The sequence below is a fragment of the Terriglobus sp. TAA 43 genome (assembly GCF_000800015.1).
Lineage (GTDB): Bacteria > Acidobacteriota > Terriglobia > Terriglobales > Acidobacteriaceae > Terriglobus.
This window is the reverse complement of record NZ_JUGR01000005.1, coordinates 24,482-50,426: the sequence shown is the minus strand read 5'-3', so window position 1 is coordinate 50,426 and position 25,945 is coordinate 24,482. Positions and strand designations below refer to the sequence as shown.

Here is a 25,945-nt window from a genome sequence, read left to right as displayed (position 1 = left end):
CAGCTCGACCAAATTTCCTGCATCCTTCCACTCAGAGAGCCAGATGAACGCAGTCAATCCATCCGAGTCACACCTTCGCCGACAACTCGGATTTACGGGAGCGCTCTCTGCCAACATCATTGATATGGTCGGCGTGGGTCCGTTCATTACATTGCCGCTCATTGTGACGGCAATGGGGGGACCGCAGGCCATGTTGGGATGGTTGCTCGGAGCGCTGCTGTCACTAGCTGACGGCTGCACGTGGAGTGAACTCGGAACGGCATATCCCGAAGCAGGGGGCTCATACGCCTATCTGAAGGCCGCCTATCCGCCAAAACTTGGCAAGGCTTTCAGCTTTCTCTACGCCTGGCAGCTTATCTTCTCCGCCCCGCTTTCCATCGCCTCCGGTTGCATTGGCTTCGCACAATACGCCACGTGGTTTCTACCGGGCTTTACCCATACCGCGCAAACCGTTCTGGCGCTTACGGCATGTCTGGCGTGTACCGCGCTCCTCTTCCAACCTATCCGAAAGATTGGCGCGGTAACGCGCATTCTGGGCGGGGTGGTGATCGCGACCCTGCTTGGCGTCATTGCAATCGGCTTCACACACTTCTCACCATCATTGGCATTTAGCTTCCCACCCAACGCCTTTCACCTGAACGGTGCATTCTTTAGCGGCCTTGGTGCTGGACTGCTGGTTGCAGCATACGACTACTGGGGCTACTACAACGTATGTTTCCTGGGAGCTGAAGTCCGCGATCCAAGCCGCACCATTCCGCGCGCGGTGATCGGCGCAATCGTCATCGTCGGCACGTTGTATTTGCTCATGAACATTAGTGTGCTGGGCGTTCTTCCGTGGCAATCGCTCACACATAGCAGCAGCGGCGAACGGCAGTACACCATGGCCGTCTTCGTACAGACGGCGTTTGCTTCGCACGCATGGGCGCATGCAGCCGCGTCTACAGCGGTCATTCTCATTGCCATTGCATCATTAGCCTCTGTGTATGCGCTTTTACTAGGCTATTCACGCATCCCGTATGCAGCCGCACGCGACGGGAACTTCCCTGCTATCTTCGCGCGCCTGCATCGTCGTCACGGATTCCCCGTAGTCTCACTTTGCGTACTCTGCCTTGTCACTCTGGTCTGTTGCCTCTTCCGGTTGCAAGAGGTGATCGCGTCACTCGTGGTACTACGCATCGTCTTTCAGTTTTTGCTGCAGGGCATTGCCATTCTGCTTCCAAAACATAGGGCTGAACGCGCACGCGCTGGGCGATTCCGCATGCCGCTCTATCCGCTGCCCAGCCTCATTGCTACAGGCACATTCGTTTTCATTCTTTTGTCTCGCCCAAAGATTATTAGCGAGTTCCGTTTGGCGCTCTTCGTACTAGTCAGCGGCCTCATTATCTATGCCATGCGATCTCTTCATCAACGCAAAGAAAAGAGCATCTGAATCGCAGTTCGCGGATCGTTGAAATTCAGCGTTCGCGAGCGCGAATAGCGGATCGAGCCCAGGTTAAGATTCGATCTGCCAACTCTCGCTTCGAACTGCGCGGCATCACTTGTTCTTCATCGTGAGAGATGAGAATGCCTTCGTTCATGTCAGCTTCAAAGCCACTGCCTGCGCGAGAAACATCGTTCGCAACAATCAGATCAACGCCTTTTGCGCGAAGCTTGCGTCTTCCCTCTTCCAAAACATTCTCAGTCTCAGCCGCAAACCCAATGACGATTGTGCCCGCACGCCGCTGCTCTGCGACCTGACGAAGAATATCCCGAGTCGGTTCCAACTCCAGTGTCAATGAGCTTTTCTTTTTGAGTTTCTCCGACGCTGGGTGCATCAATCGATAATCCGAAACTGCAGCAGCCATGATGACCATGGACGCCTCAGGGAGACGCTCGAGCACAACGGTCTCCATCTCTCCTGCTGTAGTCACACGGATCGATTCACACTGCGCCGGTGCTGGCACAGCCAGCGATGCACCGACAAGAATCACCTTTGCACCACGCTCTAACGCGGCTTCAACAAGTGCCACTCCCATCTTCCCGCTGGAACGATTGCCAATGAATCGGACAGGATCGATGGGCTCACGTGTTCCTCCAGCAGTGATGAGGATCGTTTCGCCAACAAGATCCTGAGCGTGCTTCGCCGTGGCGAAGACGTGATCTGCAATCACACTTGGATCGGCGAGTCGCCCTGCACCCACCATTCCACATGCGAGTTCGCCACTCTCGGGAGAAACAACCCGGACGCCACGCTGTCGCAGTATCTCCAGATTTTCCTGCGTCGCCGGATGCTCCCACATATGAAGGTTCATCGCAGGTGCGACCACAATTGGAATGGTCGCGGCCAAAGCGGTTGCAGACAAGACGTCATCAGCAAATCCATGAGCCATCTTGGCGAGCATGTTAGCCGTAGCAGGAGCCACAACCAGTACGTCTGCGTCTTGCGTCACCTGAATGTGTTCGATGTCAAAACTCTGCTCACTGTCCGTTGAAACAGGCTGCCACAGCGACGTCATCACCTGGGAGCCGCTCAACGCCGCAAATGTTAACGGTGTGACGAACCGTTCAGCATTTGCTGTCATTACGACTTGAACTATCGCGCCGCGACGTTGAAACTCGCGGAGGAGTTCAGCGGCTTTGTAAGCTGCAATACCTCCGCACACTCCAAGAATGATCTTCATAAGCCTGCACCATCAATTCGCAACGTGCAGTTGTCAATCAATCGCGTTGAACCGATCCACGCCGCTACTGCGACGAGGGTCTCAGTAGGTAACTCAACCGCTTCCAGCGTCTCAAGCGTGAGTGGATCGACGAGTTCTGCATAGTCGACTTTCAATAGATCCGAATGTGCGAGTTCCCTTTGCAGAGCTTCACGTAGCACCTGAGTGCCACGCTCGCCTTGCAGCACCAGACTCTCCACTGTGCGGAGTGAGCGAGAGAGAGCATCCGCTTCGACTCGTTCCTTTTCGCTTAGGTAACGGTTCCGGGAACTCATGGCTAACCTGCTTGCTTCGCGAACCGTTGGACACACAACCAGACTCAAATCAAAATTCAGATCGAGAACCATTTTACGAAGCACCGCAACCTGCGCAGCATCCTTCTCTCCAAAGAAAGCAGCGTCCGGCTGAACAATGTTGAAGAGCTTCGCAACTACCGTGGCAACGCCACGGAAGTGTCCTGGTCGAGATGCCCCATCCAGCCGCGCGCCCGTCACAGGGACGTCCACAATAGTTTCTGTTCCTGCCGGATACATCTCCTCGGGAGAAGGTGCGAAGAGGAGATCAACTCCTTCTTCTTCCAACAACGCGCAGTCTTGTTGAAACGTGCGTGGATAGCGTGCCAAATCTTCTGTAGGTCCAAACTGAAGCGGATTGACGAAGATGCTGACAACAGTGCGATCGCAGCGCTGCCGTGAAGCACGCACTAATGAGAGATGTCCCTCGTGCAACGCTCCCATGGTCGGCACCAGGCCAATCGTTTGTTGCGCATTGCCGCGTTGATAAGCCTTACAGGCAGCACGCATTTCCAATGGCGATGAAATTATTTGCATGCTGCTACTTCCCGCTGATGCGCAGAACCGATGTACCGTTCTGGGGATGCCTCCGCCTTTGGCATGTGATAGCTCTCACGATCATCGGGAAATGTTCTTGCCACCACAGCATCACGAAAGTCGCGGATTCCTTGTTCCATCAGCGAACGTCCATCCCCAAAAGAGCGCACGAACTTCGGCTTCCGTGTGAACGACAGAGAGAACACGTCATGGAATACAAGGATTTGACCGTCACAATCAGGACCAGCGCCAATCCCAATCGTTGGGATAGAGATAGCGTCAGTGATTTGAGCCGCGAGTTCTCTGGGAATTCCCTCAAGCACCAACGCAATCGCACCTGCTTCTTCGAGAGCTTTGGCGTCATCGCGCAGACGTGTCGCCGCTGCATCAGAAAGCCCTTGCACACGATAGCCACCCATGCGATGGATTGACTGCGGAGTTAATCCGATATGTCCGACGACAGGAATCTCCGACTGCGTTAATGCCTTGACATGAGGGACGTAAGCAATCCCACCTTCCAGCTTGACTGCTTCGCTGCCACTCTCTTTGAAAAAGCGCAGTCCGTTTCGAACAGCGTCTTCAATTGACACTTGATAGCTGCCGTAAGGCATATCCACAACGAGCATGGCTCGCTGCGTTCCCCGCCGTGCAGCACGCGCATGATGCAACATGTCGTCCATGGTTACGCTAAGCGTATTGTCGTATCCGAGAACAGCCGTGCCCACGGAATCGCCCACTAGGATCATGTCGATTCCTGCTTCGTCTGCCAGACGAGCGGTCGGATAATCGTAAGCGGTAAGTGCTGTAAGGGGGGTGAAAGCGCGCTTGCTTTGTAGCAGCGTTTGCGGCGTGACCTTTGCCACAGCCGCGGGACGCAGAGCATCCCTGATCTCAGTTTGACTCATCATGACTCCAGTGCCACTCCGTCACATACGCGGATGCAGCCCGTAGAACAAGTATAGTCACTCACGCCAGGACAGCCAAAATCGCACCCGGGTAGAGTCTTTTGCGCACACGCCTTACACTGAAGTGAGGCAGGCGACCGCTCACCACGAGCGGCGACAAGCCGGAGGATTATGGAAGTAAGTGTGAAAATGATGAAGTCGAAGCTGCACCACGCAACGGTGACGCAGTCGGATCTTCACTACGAAGGCAGCATTGGCATCGATACGGATCTTCTGGATCAATCAGGCATCCTGGTAAATGAAGCTGTACATGTGTGGAACGTAAATACCGGCCAACGCTGGGAAACGTACGCCATTCCTCAACCTGCAGGCATGGGACAGATTCAGGTGAACGGCGCCGCGGCAAGACTTGCACAGGTGGGCGATGTCGTCATCATCGCTGCATTCTCATGGATGCCAGAAACTGTCGCGAAAACACATGCGCCGCTTGTTGTTCTCTTGAATGAGGACAACAAGCCAATTTCGGACAGATAACGGATCAACGTCGTCTGTTAAGATCTCACGTCAAAACATGGAGCCGGCAATCTGCTCCGCGATAGCTTGCACGACTGCCTCTGAGGTCACATCGCTTCCTTGCCAATGGATGCTTTCCTTCGTGGGACGAGTGAATCGCAACAGCATGAGCCGATTGCGGACGTACGCCACCACTCGGTCTTCGACTCCAACATTCCTTGCTGACGAGCAGGCGATCGATTGATTCCCCACTCCGGTCAGCGAATGAGACGTACCAGGGCAGGACGATCGGATAGCGGCTGCGTAGTCTTTCTTTGGATTGCTCATTGTCGTGACGTTGATCCGCAGAGCCGACCGTTGGTCAGGCGTTGAGAACTCACACATACCGTCTGGCCGTGGATCACTTGCCGGATAGGGTGTCTGTGGCGATCTTGACGAATGCGGCGAACCAGGCAACAACGTAACGTGCATGGCCACGTCTGCTCCCAGCGCACCGCTGGCTGTTGCCTGGTTCAACCACGGACACAATGATTGCGCGCCTGAAGAACGGATTAACGCGACGAACAGCATCAGCGTGAACCAACGGAGTGAAACACGCATCAATGTGAACTCCCCATAGGTGTTTCCGTCACGGCACTGCCGTCTGCAGAATGCGTGTGATGCAGGCCAGAATGGACATGCCATGGAATACTCTCGGTAGAAATCTCTGGATGCATTCTCAGAAAGTCCTGCGAGTACGTCGGTGCTCCTGGGTCAGTCTTCTTGAGAGCGAACAGTGCTCCTTGCAACTTCGCACTGTCTTTCATGCCGCTGCGACGATACAGCAACGACAAGTTATAGTGTGCAGCTACGTCGTCGGGATCGATGTTTTGCAGCGCCTGGAACTGCTCCATAGAGGACTTCTGATCGCCGGACTGATAGTACGAAACGCCCAGTTCTCTTCTCGCATCGATGGACCTTGGATACTGGGCGACTACCTGTCTCAGGTCAGCGATCTCTTGCGATGTATTCCCGTCACGCCGTTCCACAAGTGCAAGGTAGTAAAGCGCACGCGCATTGGCGGGACTCAGTTCCAACGCCTTCTCCAGTGCAGTGCGCGCTGGTTGAAACTTTTCCCACTGAATGTTTGTGAGCGCCATGTTGGTGTAGCCATCCGCATCGTTCGGGTGAAGCTTCAATGCTTCATGAAAGGCGTTGAGCGAATCGCCATACTGCAGTTGATCCAGCAACGCGATGCCGAGATTATTCCATCGCATCCACGCCGGGTTATCGCCTGCAATTGCAGGCTCCGCATGGTTATCGCCCATGGCAAGAATGCGAGTACGAGAAGCGATTTCAACTACTGGTAATTCTTTGTAACCGCTTACCTTGCCAAAGATATTGTCGGAATAGCTATGACGAAGATGCCGATAGTTAACGCGCGCCGTGATGGAAACGCCCTGCTTCACATCAGCCGGCACGCGAAACTCATAACGCACAAGGACAGAGCGACCGGCCTGCACAGTGTTGTCGTAAGCGACTGAATGAATCGTCCATACCTTATGGTTGTCGACGAAAGTACCGCCAGTATTCACAGGCCGGTTCGTGAAGCTGTGCGCCGATTCGTCCAGCGATCCATCCGGTTTCAGATAACCGCTGTGATAAATCACCTTGCCTGTCGTAGAGTCTTTCGCTTCGAACTCCATCCATGCTTCGAAAAGATCGCGCACTTCAGGAATAAGTGAGTGTCCAATATTTTTGTTTTGAACAACAACGTATGCTTCAACAACATCGTTCGGTTTCACGCTGAAGTTCTGCTCGCCTAGCGGTGCGACAAGGTTCTTCCCATTGATCTTCACACCAAACAGATCGACGTTGAGGAACGTGCCGCGCTTCAAAAACGCAAGCGTCTTGTCGATCTGTTCATCAAAGGCGTAGTAGGTCGGCACTGCGGTGTTTCCAGCAGTCCAGCGATGCGATGCAAAACTGCCATGCTTAGCTCCCGGCTCGGGAAGAGCTACGTCAAAGCGCTCCATATGGCAGCCCTGGCAAGGCAAGTAATTCCCCTTATAAAACGTGAGCGGATTCTGCTCTGAGAACTTCGAGTTCTGCCACTCGTCATACGTCGTGAACGCGCGAATCCATTTGTACTCATTCAATGAATCAGGCAAGTTCGCTTTGTGACATGCCGCGCAAAACTCCGGCTGCTTCATCAGTGGACGCATCACCGCAGCAGCATGACGATCAGGATGCGCGAGGATGTCCTTGTACGGAACCTGCCCCGATATGCGATTTCCCTGCGCATCTGTTACGACGGAAGGCACACTCATCACATAACCGCCATTGCCCAGCGTGGATTGCACCTTCCCGATGGAGTGGCACGTCATGCAGGTAACGCCGTCCTGATCGAAACGGCGGTCCACCATCGAGTTCTTCGTTAGAGCACCGGAAAGCACCGCAATAGGGTTGTGGCAGCTATCGCAATGACGCGAAAACTGAATGCCTTTCGTATTGATAACGATGTTGACGCTCGTCCGATAGAACGGCGTACGAAACGAGTTGGAATGAAGCGACTGACGCCATTCCGCAAAGGCTTCCTTATGGCAATATCCGCAATACTGCGCCGTCGGAAAAGCTCCGGGCTGAATAAAGTCACCACCTTCTACCTGCGCATTACCCGGCAGAGAGATGTTGTCCGACATCACACCGAAGTCATAACTGTGGCGGATCATTTCAGCCCATTTCTTACGTTCTGGATCAAGTTCCGCATGAGCAGGGATCGTCGCAGGAGTATAGACCGGAGTGGTGTACTGCGGTGGTGTCGCGGTGTTTCCCTTCGCGCTCTGTTGGCCCGCAAACGTTTTCCCAACTGGCAAAAGAGCGAACACAAGCAGAGCGGGCATCCCGAATACTAGAAGGAGACGACCTGCGGTTTGCGGATGGAGACGGCGTTTCATAGCCATAGTGTTTGTACTTCCGCTTACTTTTTCGGAACGGCATGAACTGGCGCAGGAGCATCGTACACCCCGGCAATCACCCCATGTCCTTGTTCAATGGTGTAGAACCGGTCGACAGTCGGCAACTTGAGTTTTTCAATGCTGCCGTCAGTCCAGTGAATCTCGACACCATCGATACTGCTCGAACTACCAAGTCCGAAGTGAACACGGGGATCATTGTTTGACTCGTAACTTCCACCGCTCAGCACATCGCCACGCTGCCGCAAGCCTCCAGCTGTCAAATAAACCGTCGTTCCCGTAGCATCTTTCGGTGTTTTCGCTGCACCCACAAGTTGCAGCCCAACCCAGTGATTCGTATTGTTATCGACATTGCGCAGCAGCGACGGCGCCTGATCCAGGTTGTTAATAACCACGTCAATCCTGCCGTCATTGAACAGATCGCCAAACGCTGCCCCGCGTCCCGGAATGACTTCGGCGAGTCCTGACCCCACTACCGGCGGCATCATGATGAACTTCGTTCCCTGATTCGTGTTGTGGAACAGAAGCGGCCTTTGTTTGAACGACGTTCCCCAATCTGAATGATCGGCCTGCGGATACACGTGTCCATTTGCCAGGAAGATGTCCTTCCACCCATCGTTATCAAAGTCGATAAACCCGGTGGCCCACGTCAGGAAGGGATAGGTCGGTGCGGCAAGTCCCATCTCCGGTGTGATCTCAGAGAAGTTCAGATCGCCTTCATTACGAAACAGCGGCTTGTAATCGTCAGAGAACGTACCTGTGTACAGGTCAAGCAAACCGTTGTTGCGATAGTCACCAATCGCTAGTCCCATGTTGGCTTGATCGCGTCCCTGCTGGTTCAACGCGAAGCCGGAGATAAGACTGACGTCTTCAAACGTGCCATCGCCCTTGTTGCGATAGAGGTAGTTCGGCGACGAGTCATCGGTGACAAGCAGGTCCTGTTTGCCATCACCATCCATGTCCACAAACGTGGAACTGAAGCCGTAGTTGCCCTTCTTGTCTGCGACTCCGGCTTTTTCACTCACATCGGTAAACGTACCGTCACCATTGTTATGAAACAGATGATCCGGCTCACCGCGAAGCCCTTTCGGGCCACACATAGTATGTGTTCCGCGAAACGAGCAATTCAGAAATCCCACCTCCGCAGAGCCCGACAACGGCAGATGGTTCATATCGAAATGAACATAACCAGGCACAAAAAGATCCAGCCGGCCATCGCCATCGTAGTCACCGAAGGTAGCGCCCGTGGACCAGTTACCAAGTGTCACACCCGCCTTCTCCGCCACGTCCGTGAAGGTGCCGTCATGGTTGTTGTGATATAGCCGGTTCTTACCGTAGTTCGAGACATAAAGATCAGGCCAGCCGTCGTTGTCGTAGTCGCCCACGGCCACAGCAAAACCCCAGCGATCATTCGCAACGCCAGCTTTTGCCGTCACATCCGTAAAAGTACCGTCGTGGTTGTTATGAAACAGCGCTGCATGCGGTGCGCGGGCCTTCCCCTTCTCCGCGTCCCAGGTGGAGCCGTTTACGAAGTAGAGGTCCAGCCAACCGTCGCGATCATAATCGATCATCGCGACGCCGGAACCTGTTGTCTCCAGGATCAGAGATTTCTCTGGCGTCCCCATCGTGTGGTGCCAGCTCGTTAGCCCCGCAGCCGCCGCATCTTCTTTAAAAACAACGGGCCCAGACTTAACGAAACCGCTCTCCGTTATGGGTTTGTGATCCTCGCCATAGATGGGCGCAGCGGGTGGTCCACTAGACGATCCTCCCTGCGCGTGGCATCGGGCCACCACCACGGAAGACAACATCAGACAACACAAAAAGCCCAGTCTCAAAGGCATACACCCGGTCCGGAAAATGCTTGCAATCAGAAATCGCAGCAGTGATGTGCAGACGAGCATAGAACCTATCATGGTCCCGACACGCGCCACAACGGGCAAATCGGTTCAGACGTGTCCGGTTATAGTGGATGCGATATGAACATGCGCGAGATCGCACGGCGGGCAGGCGTTTCCAGTGCTACGGTTTCGCGCGTCATCAACGGCTCAACGATCGTCCGCGAAGATACAGCGCAGCGCGTTCGCAAGGTCCTGGCAGAAGTCCAGTTCATCCCCAACCCAAGCGCTACCACGCTGAAGTACGGACGCAGCAAAACCTACGGACTCATCGTTCCGGATATGCTGAATCCCTTCTTCGCGGAGTTCTTCGGTGCGTTTGAGGATTTGCTGGTTGAGATTGACCACGAAGTCCTTCTGACCAGCGCGCAGGATGCGGAAAAATTGCTCAAGTCCATCCGTCGGATGCTGATGCGGCAGGTGGACGGAGCGGTGTTGATGGCCTCCGAATTCGATACGCAGTCTGTCGAGCCCCTGTTGCGGCGGCGCGTTCCCTTAGCCACCGTGGATCGCAGAACGGTTCATGCAGGTTGCAGCGACGTCTCCATCGATTACGAACTCGGTTTCGTGGAGGCTGTGCGCCACCTCGTGTCGCTTGGGCACACTCGCATTGGTTATATCGGCGGTATGAAGGGACCTCATACAACAGAGGTTCGCGCAAACGCTTTCAAAATGGCCGTTCGCAATGCGGGACTCACTCTGCATTCTGAGTTGATGCGCCTTGGCAATTACCGCGTCTCCGGTGGAGAGCGCGAAGTGACCGCATTGATGAAAGTAGCAGAGCCCCCCACCGCGATCCTTTCGGCAAACGATCTGACCGCCTTTGGAGCTACGCAGGGGTTGCACAGACTCGGTCTGTCGACACCACGCGATCTGTCTATCGTGGGCCTGGACGACATTCTTCTCAGTGAAGTCTGCCAGCCCCCTCTATCGACCATCCGTACACCGCGAAAACGGCTCGCGAAAGTCTGCCTTGAGGCGCTCGATTTCTCGAAAGCAAATATCGAAAGCCAGGGCATCCAGCTTTCTGTTCCAACGGAACTGATCGTGCGTGAGACAACAGCCCCGCCACGGCACAAAAAACAGACCAGCAAAACATCGCGCCGGAAATCATGATCGACGGAGTTTCTCGCTTCGGCATAGGTATCTGGTTTCTCCCGGCATACGGCCTCATCACCATGCTGATCGGCTGGAAGTCGCGCAGGCGATTTGCCACGGCTGGCGACTACCTGAACGCCTCGCACACTCTGCCGTTGCCAATTGTCATCATTGCGTATCTCGCTTCGAACTGCGGCGCACTCGAGATTGTCGGCCTCAGCGCCATGGCTGCGCATTACGGCGCACTCGCATTTCACTTCTATCTCATCGGGGCCATCCCCGGCATGATCTTCCTTGCGTTGTGGATGATGCCAGTCTATCTACACAACGGCGTTACCAGTGTCCCAGAGTACTTAATGGTTCGGTACGGTCCACGCATGCGTCTATTGAACGCATGTGTCACCGCCTGCATGATGCTCCTGCTGTCTGGCATCAGCCTGTATGCCATGGCGCAGGTGCTTACCGTCACCATCGGTATGTCATTCGAGTGGGGAATTCTCTGCTGCGCATTCATTGTCATCGTCTATGTCTTCCTTGGGGGCATCCGCGCCACCATCTATAACGAGCTCTTCCAGTTCTTCGTGATTGTTGCCGGCCTTTTGCCACTGGCGTTGCGCAGCTTTCGGTTGCTACGACTTCACGGACAAGCTGACGTGTCACAGAATCTGCATCTATGGCACGGCATGCAAGCCTTCGCACCGCAGGCACGCATGGATGGTTTCGGTGTAGTAGCAGGTCTGGGCTTCGTACTGGGTTTCGGCTACTGGTGTACGGACTTTGTCATGATGCAGCGCGCCTTTGCCGCACGCACTGAGAATGACGCGCGACAGGTTCCCCTTTGGGCTGGTTTCGGCAAACTGCTTTTTTCGTTGTTAGTCGTTGTCCCGGGGCTTGCAGCGCTACATGTTCTGCCACAAACCGCTGAACACTATGACCGAACTTTGCCGCGGATGATGACGGTTCTCTATTCCCCGTGGTTACAAGGGCTAGGGCTGACTGCGCTGGCGGCTAGTCTTATGTCCAGCCTTGCATCCAACGTGTCCGCTTTCGCTGCGCTCTGGACGGAAGACATTTATCGCACCACCATTTGCAAGAACCGCGATGATTCCCACTATCTCCGCATGGGACATTTCGCAGTAGTGGCTGCGACGTTCCTGAGTCTGTCTGCCTCCTATCTGAATTTTCTTTTTCGCGATCTCATGGAACATATCCAGTTGATCTTCTCAGTGTTCGCTGCCCCATTCTGGGCTGTGTTTCTGCTGGGAATGTTGACACGCAGGACAACCGAGCGCGGAGCCATCTTCGGCTTCGTTCTGGGTTCCAGCTTTTCGTTTGCACACTCCGTAGCCGTATCGCGTGATTGGTTGCACTACGGCAGCACCATGACAGCCAATTTCCATTCCGCAATCTATGCCTTCACCATTGCGGCAATTGCAGCATGGTGCCTGAGTCCACAAGGAAACGCCGCTGTAGAAGGCCGCTTACGATGGAACATCGTCACAGTTTCCCGCACAAATGCGTATCTTGTGGCGCTCGCGTTCTTGCTGCTCATCGCATGCGTCTGGTTCAACATGCGGTGGTTTTAACGATCCGAGTGCGCTGCGAAACGCACTCGTGAATAACTGATCGGACCGCAAATCATGAATCCGTATACAATTCTTCCAAATTGCGCGGTGTTCCCATGACTTTGCCTGTCCTTCGTGCTTCTCTCCTCGCTGCCTGCGTGCTCGCCTTCCTCCCTGCTGCTTCTCAAGCGCAGCGTAGGACGATCCACACCTTCACTGTTTCTGGACGAGACTTTCTGATGGATGGCAAGCCCTACCAGGTCATCTCCGGCGAGATGCACTATCCGCGGATTCCCCGCGAATATTGGCGCGATCGCCTGCAAAAGGCAAAGGCCATGGGCCTGAACACCATCACGACCTATGCCTTCTGGAACCTGCATGAGCCGCGTCCGGGCGTCTACGACTTCAGCGGGCAGAACGACCTTGCAGCGTTCTTGCGCGATGCTCAGGCCGAAGGTCTGAATGTGATTCTGCGGCCTGGGCCGTACGTCTGTGCCGAATGGGAGCTTGGCGGGTATCCTTCCTGGCTGCTGAAAGACCGCACCCTTACTCTGCGATCCACCAATCCTGCGTATCATGCGGCCGTACAACGATGGTTTCAGCGGCTGGCCACTGAGGTGAAACCGCTGCTGCTGAAGAATGGTGGCCCTATCATCGCCGTTCAGGTTGAGAACGAATATGGAGCCTTTGGCGACGACCTCAACTATCTGCGGCAGGTGAAGGATGACATGTTACATGCGGGTCTCGGCGACGGCCTTATGTTCACGTCAAACCAAGCATCAGACCTGGCCAAAGGCTCGCTTCCAGATCTTCCCGCCACCGTCAACTTCGGCTCTGGCAATGCAGAAGCTTCCACCGCCATGCTGGAAAAGTTTCGACCCAATGGACCACGCATGGTGGGCGAATATTGGGCCGGATGGTTCGACAAATGGGGCGAAGAACATCACGAAACGGACGGCCGCAAAGAAGCGCAGGAGTTTCAGTGGATGCTGGAACACGGTTACTCCGTCTCCATGTACATGTTCCACGGCGGCAGCAGTTTTGGATGGATGAACGGTGCCGACTCTCACACCGGCAAGGACTACCATCCGGACACGACCAGCTATGACTACGACGCTCCGCTGGATGAATCCGGCTCGCCGCGCTACAAGTATGCGTTGCTGCAACAAGCCATCGCGACCGCAACGCACACCAAGCCGATGCCGGTACCGAAAGCCTCTGAACGTCGCGTCTTCCCCATTGCAGCGGCAAAGGAATCAGCATCGCTCTGGGACAATCTGCCTGCATCCGTACACTCTGAGACGCCGTTGACCTTCGAAGATCTGGATCAGAACTACGGCTACGTGCTCTATCGCTCCAAGCTGCCTGCACATGCCGGAGGCACGCTGACCATCAATGGCCTGCATGACTACGCAGTGGTCTACGTTGACCGGAAGCAGGTCGGCATACTCGACCGCCGCTTGGATCAATCCACTTTGACACTGCCTTCGAATCTTCGTGAGGGTTCTGCCCTCGACATACTGGTGGAGAACACAGGCCGCGTGAACTACTCGCACGCCATCTTGACGGAACGAACAGGAATCACGGGAACGGTTCTGCTGGGTGGCGCAGAGGTAGAGGGGTGGGAGATGTTTTCATTCCCAATGCAGGACCTTTCACACTTGCAGTTCCGCTCCGGTCCATGCACTGGCCCGTGTTTCTTCAGAACCGCCATGTCAGTCGACCAGCCAGCAGACACATTCCTCGACACACGGGGACTTCACAAAGGACAGCTCTGGCTGGGAAGCCACAACCTCGGTCGCTTCTGGTCGATTGGACCGCAATTCACGTTGTATTCGCCCGCCCCGTGGCTTCACTCCGGAATGAACACCATCACGTGGTTCGACCTTAAAGGCGATAGCCGAAACGAAGCGCTGACCTCGGTACATGACCCTGTCTACGGAGCCGTAACGCACAGCCGCGAATCACAATAGCCCCATATATCACCCCAAGGCTGCACCGAACGAACGTTATCCGGCCTTTGAGACGACTCAAAATAATGTACTTGACACTCTATTGTTCGGCTGAGTAGTTTCTCTGGCCACGTAGATGTATACGGATTCAGCGGCTCTGAAACGCCCCTCTTGTATACGAATTCAGAGACTCTGCATCACTTCTTGTTCCTCTTACCGTTTTGAGGTCAATTTGGCATGAAAGCAAGCAGGGATTACTCAGAAACACACAGCAGAAGCAGGCAATGGATGTGGGCCGTACTCCTGGCAGCACTCCTCCTCACGCTTCCCACACTTCACGCCCAGGTAGATCAGGGCACAATCACCGGAACAGTGACCGACCCCTCAGGCGCCGTAGTACCCAACGCTGCGGTCACGGTGACAAACGTCGATACCGGTTTCACAGTGTCCGACAAGACCGACGCAGGAGGCGTCTACACCTTTTCGCCTCTGAAGATCGGGCGTTACAGCGTGAAGGTGGCAGCACCCGGTTTCATTACGAAGCAGCAGGACAATGTGCAGCTTCACGTGGGCGAACGCACCGGCATAAACATTGGCCTTGCAATCGGCTCAGAGGAAACAGTTCAGGTCACAACTGAACCTCCGCTACTGCAGACGGAAGACGGTTCAACGGGGCAGGTAGTAGATGCGCAGACTATCGTGGACACGCCGCTCAATGGCCGTAACTACGTCTTCATCGCGCAACTATCGGCTGGCATCGCGCCGGGCAATGGTTCGCGCGGTTCCGGCAAAGGCGACTTCTCCGCTAACGGCATGCGTTCTGAGCAAAACAACTTCCTGCTTGACGGCGTCGATAACAACGTCAACGTGGTGGACTTCTTCAACGGTGCGTCCTACAGCGTGAAGCCGCCACCGGAAGCACTGGCAGAGTTCAAGGTTCAGACCGGTTCCTACAGTGCAGAATACGGTCACTCCGCAGGCGCAGTTGTGAACGTGTCTGTGAAGTCTGGCACCAATCGCATTCACGGTTCCGCATGGGAATACATCCGTAACGATGCGTTTGACATTCACGAGTGGGCATCGTTCGGCAATCGCGTTGTTCCCAAATACCGTCAGAACCAGTTTGGCGGAACGATTGGCTTCCCGATCTTCAAGGACAAGCTCTTCCTCTTCGGTGATGTGGAAGCAAACCGCATCATCTTTGGTGAGAGCGGAAACTACACCGTTCCCACAGCGCTGATGCGGCAGGGTGACTTCTCGGAGTTGCTAAACACAAACCTGACTGGTGCAACCCCTGTACAGCTTGTACAGCCTAACTCCGGTAACCAGGCGACCCCGCTTTCATGCAACGGCAGACTCAATGTCCTTTGCCCTGCCCAGATCAACCAGACCGCTCTGAATATTCTCAAGATGTATCCGGCACCAAACCAGAGCGTAAATGGCCTGATATCCAACAACTACTTCAGCAACCGGAATGCGGTGGACAACACTACGCAGTTCGATATCCGCATGGACTACAACGCCTCGCAGAAGGACCAGGCGTTTGTTCGCACCAGCTACTCGAACACGCCAGGCACGCGTACTCCAGTGTTCGGCAACATACTTGATGGCGGCGGCTTCGGCGACACGGGCACGATCATCAACCTGTCCGAGGCGCTGGCAGCAAGCGAAACGCACATGTTTAATCCGAACTTCGTAAACGAAATCCGGTTCGGTTATAACTACGGAAATTTCGGCTTCAATCCTCCAAACACGTTTACGAGCGGCGTTGCGGCCGGCATCGGCCTGGGTGGCATTCCGGGAGGCGCCAGCAACGGTGGCCTGCCAAACGTCTCTGTCACCGGAATCTCCTCCTTCGGCTCACCCACATGGGCTGCCACGAACGAGTATCAGAACGTCTACCAGATTCTGGACAACGTGACGAAGATCGTTCGGAACCACAGCATGCGTATGGGCGTCAGCTTTCAACGCATCCGCTTCTCTACCCTGCAGCCGATTGAACCTCGCGGCGCTTACAACTTCACTGGCAAGTTCACGGCGGCGCAGGGTTCTCCGACTGTTGGCGGCATCGCATACAGCGGCTCCGGCGTTGCGGACTTCCTCACCAACAACATGGACACGGCATATGTGACCAACATCGCCACCACAGACGATGTGCGCTGGATTCGTGCCTTCTACTTCCAGGATGACTGGAAGATCACGCCGAACTTCACACTCAACCTGGGCCTTCGTTACGAATATGCGCAGCCCTACCTGGAACGCCACGATCATCAGGCGGCTTTCACCGTAAACAGCATCGGTGCCAGCTCGGGTACGGGAACCTATCTTTTGCCCGCTTCTCAATCCGGCGTGACGTTGGCACCCAGCTTCACGAATACGATGGCGGCAAACCGCATCAACATCCAATACACGGGTAATCGCTTCCTTGTGCAGCCACAGAAGTCGAACTTCGCCCCACGGGTCGGTTTCGCCTACAAAGTTAGAGATCGCCTTGTGATGCGCGCGGGTTACGGCGTCTTCTTTGGTGGACTCGAAAGCGCAGGCTACTACCCGAATCTTGGTCTCAACTATCCGTTCGAGTTTGAGTCAGGATACAACTCCACCACACTGCACGGAGCCTGCACTACGACGAATTGCCAGAACAACGGCATCACGCTGGAGAGAGGCTTCACGGATGCTATCAATGCAGGGCTGCAGAATTCTGTGTCGAATCCGACCCTACGCGGTTCGGATGCACAGGTGAAGACGCCTTACAGCCAGCAGTTCAACGTTGCCTTCGAATACTCAGTTTCACCCACGCTTGCTGCAAGCGTGTCCTACGTAGGATCGAACTCACGTCACCTCATCGTGTTCCCCGATAAGAATGGTCCAGTCGCACTCCTGGCACCGGGTGTAGACGTCACGCCGTATCGTCCGTTCCCGACGATTGGCGGTACGGCATACAGCTCGTATGCAGGCGCGTCAAACTACAACTCACTCCAGGCCAAGCTGGACAAACGCATGAATAATGGCCTCAGCTTTCTGGCCAGTTACACCTACGCGCACGCACTCGATAACTCTCCCACACCGCTGGGCAGCACCGGCGATGCGGGTTATCGGAACCCAAACCTGATCGGCATCGGTGCCGATTACAGCAATTCGCCGATCGACGTTCGCCATCGCTTCACCATCAATGGTTCCTATGCCATCCCGTATGGTGTGGGACGCAAGTACGGCAATCATCCCGGTTTCATGAACATAGTGTTTGGTGGCTGGACCAACAGCCTGACGTTCATCGCGCAGACGGGAAACCCCTTCAGCATGAACAGCAGCGTTACCACGCAATCCGGCGCCACCACGCACCCGTACCTCATCAGCAGTCCGTTCAAGGGAGGCGGATCACCTGACGCAAGCCGTACCGACCTTGCAGGGTTCACTTGCCCCACACAGACGCGGACGCCCAAGCACTGGTACAACCCCTGCTCCTTCGTGAATCCTCCGGCAGTTCCGGCGGGTGCACAGATCAGTGGGCTCTCAGCGCTGCGCTATCTCGGGTCACCACGCAACACGATCTATGGCCCCGGCTACGAGCGCATCAATGGCTCGCTGTTCAAGAACTTCACCATCTGGCGTGAAACTTCTCTGCAACTGCGTGCCGATTACTTCAACCTGCTCAACACTCCTGCCTACGGCAACCCCGATGCAAACATTGGAACCGGCGGCGGACAAATCACCTCAGCCCGCAGTCTGGGACAGTTCTACCCGGACTCGCGATTCTGGCAGTTCGCCGCGAAGATCAACTTCTAACGCGTCTGCTGTGCTTACACTGGAATGCAGCCGGGAGACCGGCTGCATTTCCTGCTTAGGAAACACTCCACTTTGCTCGGAAGGTTCGTGCGCCGCATCCTACTCATCCCTTCGGTTGCACTCACGCTCATAGGCGTGCGGATGGCTGCGCAGACATCTTCCGCAAAGAACAACGTCGTTCATTCCGGGACAGCATCATGTGCAGCTAAGACCATGACACCGGAAGATGCGGCGAAAGAGCGCAAGGCTCTTGCAAGTCTGGATGCCAATGACATTGCCTCCGCGCAGCCGGATCTCCTTGCTCTTGCAAAGAAGTATCCTTGTCGATTCGAACTTCAAGCAGCCGCAGGCATGGCTCTTGCTGAATCAGAGAACATCAACGCGGCTGTTCCATTTCTTCGCCAGGCCCACGCACTTCGTCCAACCGACGATGCCATCGCGTTCAATCTTGCACTAGCAGAATTGAAAACAGGCAACAGCGATTCAGCATTGCCACTGCTGCAAAAGATCGCATCCCGTACTCCAAGCCGGGCCGATGTCCAGTTGGTTCTGGCTGCGGCTCTCATACAAAGCAAGCGCCCATCCGATGCAGTCGTAGCCTTCCAAAAAGCGAGCGCAAATCTCAGTGCCGCTGGTCAGGCAACACCTCTGGAACTGCGCATGGACTGGGCGTCAGCGCTTCTGCAAAGCCATCGCGCATCCGAGGCGCGCGACGTGCTGCGCTCAGCGGACGGTCTGCAACAGTCGGCTCCTGCCCTGGCGCTACTCGCAGAAGCGGCCGAAGCCACTGGCGATTTCGAAGAAGCCGCTCGTTCCTTTGAAAGTGCTGCGCGGCTCGATCCATCCGAGCCGATGATTGTCGCGTATGGAAATGAGTTGCTACAACATCGCACCTTCGGTCCGGCTATCGAAATTCTGAAGTACGGCACGCAAAAATTCACTGATAGCCAACGAATGCATCTCGCATTGGGGGCGGCGTATTTCAATAACGCAATGTATTCGTTGGCCGCCCCAGAGTTCTACACCATGCTGCTGCATTCGCCCAACGACACATTGGCTGCGGACATGCTAGGCCGAAGCTGCGCCGATACAACAGCTGCGTCGTTGAAAGAGTGCACTGCACTGGAAGGTTTCGCGAAGGAGCATCCCGAAAATGCCGTCGCTGCAACTTATGCAGCCACTGCGATCCTTCAACGCCCAACAGAAACGCGCGATACGCAGACCGCCGAGCAACTGTTGCAGAATGCGCTGCACGCAGACCCGAAGCTTGCAGACGCCTGGTATCAGATGGGCGTCCTACAGCAATCGCGCAATCAATGGAACGAGAGCGCTACATCGTTAGAGCGTGCTATCGCACTACAACCTGATTTCGCCGACGCGCACTATCGCCTGTCGCGCGCGTATAGCCGCATGGGACGTCGCGAAGAAGCAGTGGCGCAAGTGCAGCTTGAGATGAAGTATCGCCAGGAAAACAAGGACGCCAACAGCCTGAGGATGCAGAAGATCGTCCGCATCCTTACCGTGGATAAACAGCCATAGCAGCCGATGGAAAGGATAGCTTTCGATGATTCAGTTCTCTGCCCTGCAACGCTTGATTCTGCGGTTCATGGCTGCTGCCCTATGTTGCGCGATCACGTCTGTGTGTCATGCGCAGACATCGCAGCCGCCGCATATGGTGGTGCGCGATGGTCATCATGCCTTATTTGTCGATGGCGCTCCGTACCTTGTACTGGGAGCGCAGATCAATAATTCCAGCACATGGGCTTCCACGCTGCCGAAAGTGTGGCCTGCTCTGCAACGCATGCACGCCAATACCATCGAGGCACCCATTTATTGGGAGCAGCTTGAGCCACATCCGGGACAGTTCGACTTCTCTTCCGTCGATCAGCTTGTGAAAGGCAGCCGCGAACACAATCTTCGGCTGGTCGTGCTTTGGTTTGGAACGTGGAAGAACGGCAACATGCACTACGTCCCGGAGTGGGTAAAGACGAATCCGCAAAAATATCAGCGCGTGATCAACCGCAATGGCGATCCCATTGACGTACTTTCCGCGCAGTCACAAACAAATCTTGATGCCGACAAGCATGCCTTCGAAGCACTGATAGGCCATCTTGCAGAGATCGATGCAAGCGATCACACGGTCATCCTGGTGCAGGTAGAGAATGAGTCCGGCAACATTGGATCTCCCCGCGATTTCTCTGCTGCCTCGAACCGCGAGTTCGCCGGCGCCGTTCCTGCGGAGCTTACACGTGTTCTGCATACGAAATCTGGCAGTTGGAGCGAGGTCTTTGGTGGAGACGCCGATGAAACTTTCCAAGCGTATCACCAGGCGAAGTACGTCAATGAAATCGCCGCGGCAGGCAAGACGAAATTCAACATACCAATGTATTGCAATGTGTGGCTCTCGTACCCCATTGCAGAGCTTCCAGAGCGACAGGTGCGCAATGCCAGCATTCAATATCCGTCTGGCGGACCAACGCAGTGGATGCTTCCGTTGTGGAAGGTTCTTGCACCATCTATCGATGTGATCGGCCCGGACATCTACTCCTCTGATCCGGCGTTCTACACAAAAGTGTTGGAGACATATGCAAGGCCTGATAACGCTCTGTGGGTTCCTGAGACAGGTAACGGCGATGACTATGCGCCGTACTTCTTCCTGGCCCTTGGGCATGGGGCCATTGGCTTCTCACCGTTCGGAGTGGACGACACAGGATGGACCTTCAAAGAAGGTGAAGGTCCTGTAGCGCACACAAGGAATTACGCGTTGTTGAATCCCATGGCACGCGAGATTGCCCTGCTGAACTTCCAGGGGTCCTTGAAGACCGCAATGGAGCTGCCGGGCCAGCCTGAACAGGAATTGGATTTCGGCAAATGGAAAGCCTCGGTCCGCTTCGGCTTTCCGCAACGCGACGGACAGCGTGTCCCCGGTACAGCGAACCATGAGGGACGAGCGCTTGTCGCACAGCTTGGACCGGACGAGTTTCTTGTTACCGGGATTGAAAGCAGCGTTGCTTTTCACACGGAAGGAAAACTGCCAGGCATCCGCATGCAGATTCTCTCTGCCGAAGAAGGCCGCTATGAAAACGGCACATGGAAACCCATGCGCCTTTGGAACGGTGATCAGACGGACCGCGGTCTGAACTTCCATCGCGGCCCCGACACGGTCGTGAAGATCCGGCTCGGAACCTTCTAACCTGATTTAGCTTCGTGCAAAGTACATGCAGGTATCAGACGTACTTTGCACGAAGAGCCTGCGAGATGGTGAGCGGGCGGCTGGAGATTGTGTTTGGTTTCGTGCCCGGGCTGATCAACACCGCGCGCGAACTTCCCTCGGCCCATGCCAGAGTGGTGAGACGGCCCGGCGCGGTGATCCGCTTCATCGCGATCCAGTTATAGAACGCGTTCATTTCCGCATCTACCAACGAACCCTCTGGATCGGGCGTCGTGGAATCCGGTTCTTCCACCATCTCGTTCAAGCCACGGTGGCGTTGGCGTGGGCCGTAACGCAACAGGAGCGTCGCCGGTTGCGCACGCCGCGCCAGTTCCCTGCCTGCCCACTGAACGAACGACGTGCTGAATATCTGCGTTCCAGAGCCTTCAGTAAACAACTCTGTATAAAAGCGCTGCAGGACAGGGTCAGGAGTGACGCGCGAACCTCCGGAGGCTTGCGCCGACATCTCGGAAAGCTGTGTGCGCATCTTCTCCGCACCTGACTGGCCGCTCTGCAGGATCGACTTCATCTGCGCCAACACATGACTGCGCAACGGCGCGAGCTGCGCATAACTCGTACTCACGACAGGACCGGAGGAAGCAGCTACATCCCACGCAGCACCGCCATCCACGTACCAGTGTGTGTATGACGCTGGCATTCGTTTTGCGCGGTCGGCTATTTCCACCAGCATTTGCGCCTTCGCGCTCGCGGCGTCGATTCCTTCCAGCCGAATCCCCTGCCGCGCCAGTTTACGCATCAACGATGGACGCGAGACATCCGCCCCTTGTCCCAGCACAATCAACAACAACCTGTCCGTTGTGTCCGCCCGTTCGGGGATGGCTTCAAAAAGAGCTCGCGATGCCGCATGGAAAGCGTTGATCTGTCCTGTAGACCAAAGTGATGCCGTGAGTTGCTCGACAAACGCGGCGGGTGAGCGGACCCAGTTCGTGCGTTCAAGTTCAAGCGGCAGAGTGATTGCTTGCAGCGGACTCAGTAACGACGCACGACGCTGAGACTCCATCGACTCAAGCGAAGCACACTGCCACTCCAGCGTCTCCCTCTCCACTGGAAAACGCATATCCAGTGCGATGATCTGGGCCAGAAAAGACGGGCACACGCTCATCGGCAAGGCACGCAACAATGCGAGATGGCGAACGGCAAAAGCCTGTGCTAGAGGTGGATACGCTGTAAAGCTTGCAGGCTGCAGATCCGCGGGCGTCATCGCAGCTCCTCAATACAGCGGCCCGGTGTATCCGTACTGAATCCAAGGCGGCATCCCACAGTAGGCACCAGGTCAATCGACTCAATCGGCCGCTCCACAACAACGTTCTGCCGGATATGAGGTCCCATCGCCAATAGCCATGTGGTCCGCGCCATATCGCTGCCCGTGCGGTGATGCTGGAAGCCGTTACCGGATGGATCGTCGTCGGCGTCGCGTCCGAAGTCCGGCATGATGTATACCGTTGTGCGATCGCGGTATTCAGGATGCGTCTGCACGGCCTGCCACAACTCCGCGCAGAGACGATCCGCACGACGAATGGCATCGATGTAGAGCGAATACGCTCCGGAGTGCGCTACGTCCATGTCATGCAGTGTCAGCATCATCAGCGACGGCGCCTGCTGGTCCATCAACCGCCGCGTTATGAACAGCGACAGTTCATCGGCGCTATCCAGCGTTTGTGCATGTTTCACAAAATCGGCCACGGAAAGTCGCAACGTGGACTCCAACGATTCCAGGTGCAATTCACGATCCTGCGACGTCGACAGCACCTGGTAATCCGGCATCTCGTAGTTGTCCTGCAGCAGATGCTGCAGGTCCGCTCCGGGCGATGTGTTTTGCATGGCGGTGCTAAGAAGTCGCTTCGGAAGAATGACACCCGCGCCGTATTGCGGGCCGAACCGCGCATTGCTGCTACCGCCAATTTTCTGAAAGCCATTGCTGGGTGCAATCACCCAGGTATCCGTCACCGGTCGTTTCAACGCACGACGATAGTACTCAAACAAAGTTGGGTTCGGCGGCGGCTGTGCGATGAAGTTATTGAAGCGCTCATACACGCCGGTAACGATGCTTGCCGTGGCAACATAGTGCCCGAGAATGCCACCGTTACGCACCTGCGTAAAGAACGTGCCTTGCGGCAGCAGCGTATGCAGAAGGTTGGGGATGTTCTCTTGACCCTCCTCTGCAAACGTCTCTTCATCGCGTGCGCCACCGCCGAAGGTCACGACGATGGTCTTCTGCGATGGCTGCACTGCGGCTGTCAACGGAGCAGCAAAACCACTCCGCACGGTCGTCGCTGAGATCGCACCGATAGCGCCGCGCAGAAAGTCTCTGCGGGAAGCAGCAATTTGCTGTGGCAGGATGGATCGCTGAAACATCGCAGATAGTATGCTCCGCGGACAGCAGCATCGACAACTTCAGCATTGCTTAAGGTATCTCGGTCTAGACTGAGACTCATGAGAGTGCTCGTGGTGGAAGATGAACCTCGCCTTGCAGAAAACATCGCGACCGCCTTGCGGGAAGCTGGGTTCGCCGTTGACCATGCTGCAGATGGATTAGACGGATCGTATTGTGCAGAACAAGGCCTCTACGATTTGATCATTCTGGACTTGATGCTTCCTGGCCGTGATGGCAAAACGGTGCTGCAACACATGCGCCGTACCAACATCAAGACACCGGTGCTGATCCTTACCGCCCGAGAGGGCAAGGACAGCCTGATCGAACTGCTGAATGCTGGAGCAGATGACTATATCGGCAAGCCTTTTGATCTTCGCGAACTCATAGCTCGTGCAAAAGCGCTCATCCGCCGCTCGAAAGGTACAGCGTCTCCCAATTTGCAAGTGGGGGACATCTCGATTGATACGGTGCAACAGAAGGTCACGCGAGCTGACGAAACCATCGATTTGTCTCCGACGGAATACCGCATTCTGGAATATCTCGCACACCATACAAAGTCGATTGTTCCCAAGAAGGTCCTACTAGAACACCTTTATGACTTCGAGTGGGAACATACTGACAATGTCATCGAAGTTCATATCTTCAACCTTCGACGTAAGCTGACAGTTCCAGGAAGAGAATCCATCATCGAAACTGTGCGGCATCGGGGCTACAGAATCCGAAGCAAAGAGAGTCTTTGATGAATTCTCGTATATCGCTAAGCCGCAGGTTGACTCTCACAGTATTGCTCTTGGAATTTTTCGCTGCAGTCGTCCTCGTTGGAATTGTCACGAACCATGAACGGAAAGTTCGGTTCGAGGCAATGGATGCAAATCTGCGAGCGACATCGAATGCGCTCTTCGGCGCCGTCCAGGAAGCAGACACTGAGAATGGAAGCGTCAAGTTAGACGCTCGTGGTATCGCCATCCCTGAGCAAGCAATTTATTCCGTGATTGCAGACGACAAACAAACCCTGGGCTCGCAAGGAGACATGCCCGCGTTTCCCCAGAACCCCGCCAGTGTGGCGAAGGTTCGGGTGCATCGGCGCCCCTACCGTTTCTACACATTGCAGGGTCAACGCACCATCGATCCTCAAAGCCCTCGCGCTATTGTTCACCATGTCGTCGTTCGATATGGCATGCCGGAAGGGCGCACCTGGCATGCTGTCTTTGAAGCGACACGATTTTTCGCGATCGCTACCATTGCACTGCTGGGCATCACAGCACTCTGTTTATCCTGGCTCGTGCAGCGGTTCCTATTGCCGATTCGTGAACTCGCCGAGGAGGCTGATCGAATTGACACGGAACGGTGGGCATTTCTCGCGCCAGAAAGCAGTAGGCACTTCACGGAATTGCAACCACTCGCTTCAGCAATTGAAAAGACCGTTGCACGACTGCATCGGTCGTTCGAGCAACAACGACGCTTCACAAGTGATGCTGCACACGAGCTGAAGACAGACCTTGCCATTATCAAATCGTCTGTGCAGTTATTGGGTTTGCGACAACGAACCGTTGAGGAATATCAATCGGGCTTAGCGTCCGTGACGCAGGACATCGCGAGGCTCGAGGCCACCGTTGGCAAGATGCTCACTTTGGCGAGACTTGAGCAGAGCGCACAAGCCGAAACCGAATCCTGCGAGTTGCTAGAGGCACTCGACGAAAGCATCCAGCAGGCCAGAGCCTTTGCAGAACTGAAGGATGTCTCGGTGACGCGGCAAAACCTGTCGACCCCAGCCTTTATCGCCATGGCTCACGAAGACGCGTTGCTTCTCTGTTCAAACATCCTGATGAATGCGCTTCAACACGCGCCCGAGGCCTCGACCATCGAGGTTAGTATCGAGCACACCGACGCATCGGTCTCAATGAGATTTCGAGATTATGGGCCGGGCATTCTGGAAGCGGATCTGCCCTATCTCTTTGACCCGTTTTACCGTGGGGATGCATCGCGCAGTCGCAAGAGCGGAGGAACCGGGCTGGGCCTTTCCATCTGCAAGGCTCTTTGCATACACGCCGGTGGAACCATCTGCATCACAAATCACAAGGACGCGGGCGCCGTAGTTACAGTCATACTACCCTCGCTTCCAATTCAGTCGACGACTTAGCT

At 55.3% G+C, this 25,945-nt stretch carries 18 protein-coding genes; 10 read left to right on the top strand and 8 right to left on the bottom strand.

Annotated features, from left to right (window positions below):
- The first annotated feature begins 43 nt into the window (after positions 1-43).
- The gene (locus tag M504_RS20605; RefSeq protein WP_047498199.1) at positions 44-1,429 is read left to right on the top strand and encodes an APC family permease; all 1,386 of its coding nucleotides are present in this window, start codon (positions 44-46) and stop codon (positions 1,427-1,429) included.
- Between the two features lie 25 nt (positions 1,430-1,454).
- Here M504_RS20605 and coaBC read toward each other — a convergent pair whose 3' ends face one another.
- Genes coaBC through panB form a run of 3 tightly spaced genes read right to left on the bottom strand, consistent with a single transcriptional unit; the run spans position 1,455 to position 4,437 of the window.
- Positions 1,455-2,660, bottom strand: coding sequence for a bifunctional phosphopantothenoylcysteine decarboxylase/phosphopantothenate--cysteine ligase CoaBC (gene coaBC / locus M504_RS20600; protein WP_047498196.1), 1,206 nt, complete (start codon positions 2,658-2,660; stop codon positions 1,455-1,457).
- Positions 2,657-3,529, bottom strand: coding sequence for a pantoate--beta-alanine ligase (panC, locus tag M504_RS20595; protein WP_047498193.1), 873 nt, complete (start codon positions 3,527-3,529; stop codon positions 2,657-2,659). The genes coaBC and panC overlap by 4 nt, the downstream gene beginning before the upstream one ends.
- Positions 3,520-4,437 (bottom strand): 3-methyl-2-oxobutanoate hydroxymethyltransferase, encoded by a 918-nt coding sequence (panB, locus tag M504_RS20590; RefSeq protein WP_369792926.1) that lies wholly within the window; start codon positions 4,435-4,437, stop codon positions 3,520-3,522. Before panB ends, panC begins: the two co-directional genes overlap by 10 nt.
- Positions 4,438-4,623: 186 nt before the next feature.
- On the opposite strand from panB, the gene panD reads away from it, so the two are divergent.
- Positions 4,624-4,968 carry an aspartate 1-decarboxylase gene (gene panD, locus M504_RS20585; RefSeq protein WP_156994094.1) on the top strand — a complete coding sequence of 115 codons (345 nt, stop codon included), beginning with the start codon at positions 4,624-4,626 and terminating at the stop codon, positions 4,966-4,968.
- A gap of 30 nt (positions 4,969-4,998) precedes the next feature.
- Here the strand turns inward: panD and M504_RS20580 are convergent, their stop codons facing one another.
- The 3 genes from M504_RS20580 to M504_RS20570 are packed head-to-tail and all read right to left on the bottom strand — an operon-like array spanning position 4,999 to position 9,709.
- Positions 4,999-5,547: a hypothetical protein gene (locus M504_RS20580; RefSeq protein ID WP_047498188.1), complete on the bottom strand. Its 549-nt coding sequence runs from the start codon at positions 5,545-5,547 to the stop codon at positions 4,999-5,001.
- Positions 5,547-7,889, bottom strand: coding sequence for a tetratricopeptide repeat protein (locus tag M504_RS20575; RefSeq protein WP_084214592.1), 2,343 nt, complete (start codon positions 7,887-7,889; stop codon positions 5,547-5,549). The genes M504_RS20580 and M504_RS20575 overlap by 1 nt, the downstream gene beginning before the upstream one ends.
- A 17-nt stretch (positions 7,890-7,906) precedes the next feature.
- Complete coding sequence (locus M504_RS20570) at positions 7,907-9,709, bottom strand: CRTAC1 family protein (RefSeq protein ID WP_232296397.1); 1,803 nt, start codon at positions 9,707-9,709, stop codon at positions 7,907-7,909.
- A gap of 174 nt (positions 9,710-9,883) precedes the next feature.
- Here M504_RS20570 and M504_RS20565 point away from each other — a divergent pair, with 174 nt between their 5' ends.
- From M504_RS20565 to M504_RS20540, 6 genes are all read left to right on the top strand, one after another.
- Positions 9,884-10,912 carry a LacI family DNA-binding transcriptional regulator gene (locus tag M504_RS20565; RefSeq protein ID WP_198137732.1) on the top strand — a complete coding sequence of 343 codons (1,029 nt, stop codon included), beginning with the start codon at positions 9,884-9,886 and terminating at the stop codon, positions 10,910-10,912.
- Positions 10,909-12,480: a sodium/solute symporter gene (locus tag M504_RS20560; RefSeq protein WP_052201140.1), complete on the top strand. Its 1,572-nt coding sequence runs from the start codon at positions 10,909-10,911 to the stop codon at positions 12,478-12,480. Before M504_RS20565 ends, M504_RS20560 begins: the two co-directional genes overlap by 4 nt.
- 95 nt (positions 12,481-12,575) lie before the next feature.
- Entirely contained in the window at positions 12,576-14,432 is a 1,857-nt protein-coding gene (locus tag M504_RS20555) for a beta-galactosidase family protein (protein ID WP_047498271.1), read from the top strand.
- 267 nt (positions 14,433-14,699) lie between these two features.
- Positions 14,700-18,197, top strand: a complete 3,498-nt coding sequence (locus M504_RS20550; RefSeq protein ID WP_232296396.1) for a TonB-dependent receptor — start codon at positions 14,700-14,702, stop codon at positions 18,195-18,197.
- An 87-nt stretch (positions 18,198-18,284) separates the two neighbouring features.
- Entirely contained in the window at positions 18,285-19,736 is a 1,452-nt protein-coding gene (locus M504_RS20545; protein WP_047498182.1) for a tetratricopeptide repeat protein, read from the top strand.
- Between the two features lie 25 nt (positions 19,737-19,761).
- Positions 19,762-21,390, top strand: coding sequence for a DUF5597 domain-containing protein (locus tag M504_RS20540; RefSeq protein WP_052201139.1), 1,629 nt, complete (start codon positions 19,762-19,764; stop codon positions 21,388-21,390).
- A gap of 34 nt (positions 21,391-21,424) precedes the next feature.
- Here M504_RS20540 and M504_RS20535 read toward each other — a convergent pair whose 3' ends face one another.
- Both M504_RS20535 and M504_RS20530 read right to left on the bottom strand, forming a co-directional pair.
- A complete protein-coding gene (locus tag M504_RS20535; protein ID WP_052201138.1) occupies positions 21,425-22,630 on the bottom strand; it encodes a hypothetical protein in 1,206 nt (401 codons plus the stop codon).
- Positions 22,627-23,784 (bottom strand): hypothetical protein, encoded by a 1,158-nt coding sequence (locus tag M504_RS20530; RefSeq protein ID WP_047498179.1) that lies wholly within the window; start codon positions 23,782-23,784, stop codon positions 22,627-22,629. The genes M504_RS20535 and M504_RS20530 overlap by 4 nt, the downstream gene beginning before the upstream one ends.
- A gap of 78 nt (positions 23,785-23,862) precedes the next feature.
- Here M504_RS20530 and M504_RS20525 point away from each other — a divergent pair, with 78 nt between their 5' ends.
- On the top strand, positions 23,863-24,543 hold the full coding sequence (locus M504_RS20525) for a response regulator transcription factor (protein WP_047498176.1): 681 nt from the start codon (positions 23,863-23,865) through the stop codon (positions 24,541-24,543).
- Between the two features lie 122 nt (positions 24,544-24,665).
- Complete coding sequence (locus M504_RS20520; protein ID WP_198137731.1) at positions 24,666-25,943, top strand: cell wall metabolism sensor histidine kinase WalK; 1,278 nt, start codon at positions 24,666-24,668, stop codon at positions 25,941-25,943.
- Positions 25,944-25,945: the final 2 nt, after the last annotated feature.